This window comes from Aromatoleum sp. (genome assembly GCF_035254505.1).
Taxonomy (GTDB): Bacteria; Pseudomonadota; Gammaproteobacteria; order Burkholderiales; family Rhodocyclaceae; genus Aromatoleum.
In genome coordinates, this window is sequence record NZ_DATFAO010000052.1 from 96,716 (window position 1) to 102,923 (window position 6,208).

A 6,208-nucleotide genomic window follows, 5' to 3' on the forward strand; every position below is an offset into this window, starting at 1 on the left:
ACATGGAAAAACTGAGGGTTCTGCTCGCCGACGACCACGCCATCATCCGCGACGGCCTGAAGCAGATTCTTGCCGACACCGAGGACCTCGCGGTCGCGGGCGAAGCGGCCAACGGCCACGACCTGCTGCACCTCGTGCGCGAGCAGGCGTGGGACGTGCTCGTGCTCGACATCTCGATGCCCGGCCGCAACGGGCTGGACCTGATCCGCCTCGTGCGTGAGGAGCAGCCGCGGCTGCCGATCCTGATCCTCAGCATGCACCACGAGGAGCAGTACGCCGTGCGGGCGCTGCATGCCGGCGCGTCGGGGTATCTGACCAAGGAAAGCGACGCCGATCTCCTCGTCCATGCGATCCGGCGTGTCGCGCGCGGCGGCGTCTATGTCAGCGACACCGTCGCCGAGCTCATGGCGCGCGGCCTGATGCCCACCACCCATGAGCTGCCGCACACGAGCCTCTCCGACCGCGAATACCAGATCTTCCACATGCTGGTGATGGGGCAGGGCCTCACCGAGATCGCCAACGAACTGTCGCTCAGCGTCAAGACGATCAGCACGCACAAGACGCGCATCCTGCAGAAGATGGCAATGACGAACACCTCCGAGCTGATCCGCTACGCCGTCGCCCACAACCTCGTCGAAGCCGGCGACCTGTAAGGCGCACTTCCGCTTCTCGCCTCCCGTTCGTCCTTCCTCGGCGCGCCGGTCGTCCCCGGCCGCTGCCCTGCGTTGGGGAATTTCGCGCATTGCGTTAGGAATATTCCTACACGCAATTTAAACCCACGCCTATGCAGGGGTCTCTCCGAATTCGGGACAATTTGTCCATATCCGGGCAAGGGCGATCCGCCCTCTCCGGAGAAAACAAAGTGTCACTGGAGAACCCCGCCATGAAATTCAGCATTCCCCGCCTCGCGCTCGCGGCTGCCGCTTCCGCCGCGCTCCTCGCCGCTCCTGCCGCCTTCGCCTTCGACGCCGACGCCGCCAAGGCTCTTGCGAAGGAAAACGACTGCTTCAAGTGCCATGCCGTCGACAAGACCAAGAAAGGTCCGTCCTACAAGAAGGTCGCCGACAAGTACAAGGGCAAGGAAGCCGAGGCCTTCGAAAAGATCCGCAAGAACATCACGACCGGCCCGAAGGTGAAGCTCGAGGACGGCACCGAAGAGGATCACAAGATCATCAACACGAAGGACGAGGCCCAGCTCAAGAACCTCATGCAGTGGATTCTTGCGCAATAAGCATGGCTTCGACACGTGCCGTCCCCTCGGGGATGGCACGGCAATGACGTTTGTATTCAGGGGGTAACATGAGAACAATGACAAAGCTGCTGGCGGTGATCGCCTGCCTCGGCGGCATCTGGTCGGGGGCAGCCGCCGCCGCGGACGCGCCCAAGGACATCGTCCTGAAGGGCGATGCGAAATGTACGTCGTGCCACGACGAGGCGGATGCGCCCGGCGTGCTGCATATCGGCAAGACCCGCCACGGCACCCGTGCCGACGGGCGCACGCCGACCTGTACCGACTGCCACGGCGACAGCGACAAGCACGTGAACTACAAGGGCAGCGAGAAGCCGCCCAAGCCCGACCGCGTCTTCGGCAAGAAGACCGCGACCCCGGCATCGGAACGCAACGCAGCCTGCCTGTCCTGTCACGAAACCGATCCGAAGCGCCACCTGTGGGCCGGCAGCACGCACGAGCGTCGCGACGTGGCCTGTACCTCGTGCCACGAGATGCACACCGGCGAAGACAAGGTCCGCGACAAACGCACCCAGCCGGAAGTCTGCTTCGCCTGCCACAAGGAGCAGCGCGCGCAGATCAACCGTCCGTCGCACCACCCGATCCCGGAAGGCAAGATGGCCTGTTCGGACTGCCACAACCCGCACGGCTCGACCGGTCCGAAACTGCTCGTCAAGAACAGCACCAACGCGACCTGCTACACCTGCCACGCGGAAAAGCGCGGTCCTTTCGTGCATAACCACACGCCGGTCAGCGAAGACTGCGGCAACTGCCACAACCCGCACGGCACCGTCGCCGACTCGATGCTGAAGACTCGCCCGCCCTTCCTGTGCCAGCAGTGCCACGACCCCGCGAACCACCTCGGCGGCATCCCCGCGATCGCCAGCAACATGGCTTCGGGCGTGAGCATCAACGCCTCCAACACCGCCGGCATCACCCAGGGCCGCGCCTGCCTCAACTGCCACACGAACATCCATGGCAGCAACAGTCCGGCCAATGCCTCCAAGGCAATGCGCTTCTGGCGTTAAGAGTCAGGGAGAAGAACCATGCAAGACAATCGAATGTTCAAGCAGACGGTCATCGCGCTCGCGGTATCGCTGGCTTTCCCTGCCACCTCCGCGTTCGCCGATGAAGTCGACGAGCTGATCAACCCGAACGTCGCCGAAGTCGCGGTCAAGGCGCAATACGTGAATCAGGCGAATCCGCTGTATCGCCAATACACTGGCATCAACACGGACGGCGTGCACGGCAGCGCCGACGTCAACGTCGTGCAGCGTTCCGAAGACGGGCGCTGGATGAAGATCGAGGGCCGCGACCTCGGCCTGCGCACGCAGGAACTCAAGGGCTCGGTCGAGCAGCAGGGCGACTGGGCGGTCGGCATTGGCTACAACCAGATCCCGCGCTTTGCGCCGGTCGAAGTGACGACGCCCGTCAAGGGGCTCGGCGACAACACGCAGACGGTGCCGGCGGTGTTCCCGTCGGAAGGTACGCACGAGACGCTGATGACCGAGCGCACCGCGACCTCGCTCACGGCCCGCAAATTCCTGTCCGAGCACCTGCAGGCGAACTTCAGCTTCAAGAGCGAAGACAAGAAGGGAGAGCGCCTCTTCGGCGCCAACGGCCAGTCGATTGCCGGCGTCAATGGTGCGACCATCTCGACCTCGAACCGCCAGATCTTCCTCGCCGAGCCGATCGACTCGAACCACCAGCAGTTCGAGGCTTCGCTCGACTACGCGACGCGCCAGTACTACCTCTCGGCCGGCTACTACGGCAGCTTCTACGAGAACAAGGCCGGTAACGCGCTGTTCGTAACCTCGCCGACAGCGAACAACCGTACCGGCATGAGCCCGATTGCGCTGGCGCCGGACAACCACGCGCACGAGTTCCAGCTCGCGGGTGGCTACAACTTCTCGAGCGACACGCAGTTCAAGATGAACGTCGGGCGGACCTACGCGATCCAGGAAGACGACTTCATCGACGCGTCGCTGATCAACGTCGGCGGCGGCAACCCGGCGACGATCACCCACCGCACCGATCTGGGCGGCGAAGTCGTGACGACCAACGTGTTCGCGTCGCTGACCTCGCGCGTGACCCGTGACCTGAGCCTGCTCGCGTCGTACGCGTACGAGAACCGCGACGACAAGACACCGCAGGAGACCTACCTGATCGACTACGGCCACGGCGGCGCCGCGGTGCCGAACAACCCCGAGTCGCAGAAGACACAGCGCGCCAAGGTCGAGGCGAGCTACCGTCTGCCGATGGGCTACAACCTGACGGCCGGCTACGACTATGACTATCGCAAGTACGATGGCATGGACGAGCTGTATCGCGACAAGATCCAGGAAGGCACCTGGCGCCTCGATCTGCGCAAGTCGCTGAGCGAGACCGTCAATGGCAGCATCACCGTGTCGCATAGCGACCGCGACGGCTCGCGCTGGGGTACGACGCCGGTGACGGTGTTCGTGACCGGCGGGCTGGCGGTCGGCGAGCACTGGACGGCGCCGACGCAGTTCTCCAACCGCGAACGCGACAAGGCCCGCCTGCTGCTCGACTGGCTGCCCACCAATGCGCTGTCGCTGCAAGCGTCGTATGAATATGCGCAGGACAGCTACGACACCCGCATCAACGACATCGGTCTCAACCACGGCCGCTCGCAGCTCTTCGCCCTCGACGCTTCCTACCGCTTCAACGAGCAGTGGAAGGCGAACGCGTGGTATTCGGTCGGCAAGAACGAGATCGAGCAGCGCTCGCAGCAGAGCACCTTCGGCTCCAAGTGCGACGGCTCGGGGACGACGGCGGCGCAGAGGCGGACGAACACCTGCGTGCCGTGGGCGTCCAGCCTGAACCTGACGTCCGAGGCGGTCGGCGCGGGTTTCGACGGACGGCTGAGCGCGAAGTGGTCGATCGGCGGCCAGTATCTCTTCAGCCGCGACGTGAACGAGTACGACCTGAGTGTCACCGACGTCGGCGTGAATTCGCCGGTGGCAGTGGGTGCCGGCATCCTGCCGGACACAAAGTACCTGCAGAACACGGTGCGTCTGTTCGCGAAGTACGCCGTCACGAAGGCGACCGGCGTGCGTCTCGACTACGTCTGGGACAAGCGTGAGCTGGACGACTACACGTGGAACAGCTGGCGCTATTCCGACGGCACCCGCGTCTTCCAGAAGCCTGACCAGATCACCCACGTGATCGGCGTCACCCTGTCGCACGCCTTCTGATCGAAGGCAGGCCGGGCCTGTGCGGCCCGGCGCCTTCCGGCGGCGCCACAAGTGCTGCCGGAAGCCCTCCACGCACAAGCATTCAGGAGTACCACGCGTGAATATCCAGTCATTGCGGGCCTCGCTGGCGATCTTCGCCGCCGCGGCCCTTTTGCCGTTTTCGGCGCAGGCCGCGGGCGAGGGTGCCAAGCTCGACAACGCCACCTGCTTGAGTTGCCACCAGACCGGCAAGCGCAAGATCGAGGTCGATGACAAGGCGGGCGAGAAGCTCGCGCTCGCCGCCGTCGACCCGGCCAAGCTTGAGAAGAGCGTCCATGCGCGCATGGATTGCGTCGCCTGCCACACCGACATCGTCGACGCCAAGGCTTCGCACCAGAAAGCCGTCGGCGTCGCGAAGCCGGACTGCGCGACCTGTCACGAGAAGCTGTGGAAGACGGCGCAGGCCGACAGCCAGGCGAGCTCGAAGGAGCGCCTCGGCATCGTCGCGAAGAACATCGAGGCCTACAAGGCGTCCTTCCATGCGCGGCCCGACGCCGATAACCCCGACCGCCCGAAGGCGTATTGCAACCAGTGCCACGCGACGCACGAGTTCGCGGTGCCGAAGGCCGGTACCGCCGCGCGCGAGCAATGGCGCCTGACGATCCCGAAGACCTGCGGCGAGTCCTGCCACGAGGACCAGCTCGAGGACTACGAGAGCTCGGTGCACGGCGCGCTCGTGATGGGCAAGGACGACCCGAAGGGCGCAGTGTGTATCGACTGCCACACGACGCACGAGATCCGCGGCGCATCCTCCGACCCCTTCAAACTGAAGAACGTCGAAGCCTGCGGCGGCTGCCACAACGAACAGCTCTTCAGCTACCGCGACACCTATCACGGCCAGGTGAACAAGCTGGGCTATACGTACACGGCGAAGTGCGCGGACTGCCACGGCAGCCACGGCATGAAGAAGGGCGACGATCCGAAGTCGAAGGTGCATCCGGACAACCGCCTGAAGACCTGCCAGAAGTGCCATGACGACAAGAAGCCCGGCATGGCCACGGCGACGGCCGGTTTCACGAGCTTCGGCCCGCACGCCAACACGCACGACTTCGAGAAGTACCCGCAGATGTGGATCACCGGCAAGTTCATGTCGGCGTTGCTGATCGGCGTCTTCGCCTTCTTCTGGGCGCACAGTGGCATGTGGTACTACCGCGAGTGGAAGGAGCGCAAGGAAGGCAAGGCCGAGCAGCGCGTGCGCAACGAAGCCGCCGGCGCCGCGCCCGAAAAGCACTTCCGGCGCTTCGCGTGGGGCTGGCGTGTCGCGCACCTCGCCTTCGCGCTGGTGACGATGACGCTGGTGCTGACCGGCACGACGGCCCTCTTCGCCGACAGCGCCTGGGCCCCGAAGGTCGCGGCTGCACTGGGCGGGCCGAAGACGATGGGCATCATCCACCGCGTCGCGGCCTCGCTCTTCGTCGGCATCTTCATGATCCACTTCGTGTATGTGATGCAGCGCCTGTTGCGCAGTCGCAAGTTCCGCTGGTTCGGACCGGATTCGCTGATCCCGAACTGGAAGGACCTCGCCGATTGCGTCGGGATGTTCAAGTGGTTCTTCGGCAAGGGGCCGCGCCCGCAGTTCGAGCGCTGGACCTACTTCGAGAAGTTCGACTACTGGGCGGTGTTCTGGGGTGTGAACATCATCGGCTGGAGCGGCCTGATGCTGGCCTTCCCGCACGTCACGGCGAGCTTCCTGCCGGGCTGGGTGTTCAACGTCGCGACGCTG

Annotated in this window: 5 protein-coding genes; all 5 read left to right on the plus strand. The window is 64.6% G+C overall.

From position 1 onward, the window contains the following. The first annotated feature begins 2 nt into the window (after positions 1–2). The gene (locus tag VJ673_RS10455) at positions 3–653 is read left to right on the plus strand and encodes a response regulator transcription factor (RefSeq protein WP_324126034.1); all 651 of its coding nucleotides are present in this window, start codon (positions 3–5) and stop codon (positions 651–653) included. A gap of 230 nt (positions 654–883) precedes the next feature. Beyond that, entirely contained in the window at positions 884–1,231 is a 348-nt protein-coding gene (locus VJ673_RS10460) for a c-type cytochrome (RefSeq protein WP_324126035.1), read from the plus strand. A gap of 68 nt (positions 1,232–1,299) precedes the next feature. Continuing rightward, positions 1,300–2,256 (plus strand): DmsE family decaheme c-type cytochrome, encoded by a 957-nt coding sequence (locus tag VJ673_RS10465; RefSeq protein ID WP_324126036.1) that lies wholly within the window; start codon positions 1,300–1,302, stop codon positions 2,254–2,256. Positions 2,257–2,274: 18 nt separating this feature from the next. Further along, positions 2,275–4,446: an MtrB/PioB family decaheme-associated outer membrane protein gene (locus tag VJ673_RS10470; protein ID WP_324126037.1), complete on the plus strand. Its 2,172-nt coding sequence runs from the start codon at positions 2,275–2,277 to the stop codon at positions 4,444–4,446. Between the two features lie 97 nt (positions 4,447–4,543). After that, on the plus strand, positions 4,544–6,208 hold a 1,665-nt coding region (locus VJ673_RS10475), incomplete at its 3' end, for a cytochrome C (protein ID WP_324126038.1).

Excerpts from the sequence above, each read along its gene's own strand:
- VJ673_RS10465 (WP_324126036.1), top strand. The coding sequence starts at position 1,300 with ATGAGAACAATGACAAAGCTGCTGGCGGTGATCGCCTGCCTCGGCGGC.
- VJ673_RS10455 (WP_324126034.1), top strand. The coding sequence starts at position 3 with ATGGAAAAACTGAGGGTTCTGCTCGCCGACGACCACGCCATCATCCGC.
- VJ673_RS10460 (WP_324126035.1), top strand. The coding sequence starts at position 884 with ATGAAATTCAGCATTCCCCGCCTCGCGCTCGCGGCTGCCGCTTCCGCC.
- VJ673_RS10470 (WP_324126037.1), top strand. The coding sequence starts at position 2,275 with ATGCAAGACAATCGAATGTTCAAGCAGACGGTCATCGCGCTCGCGGTA.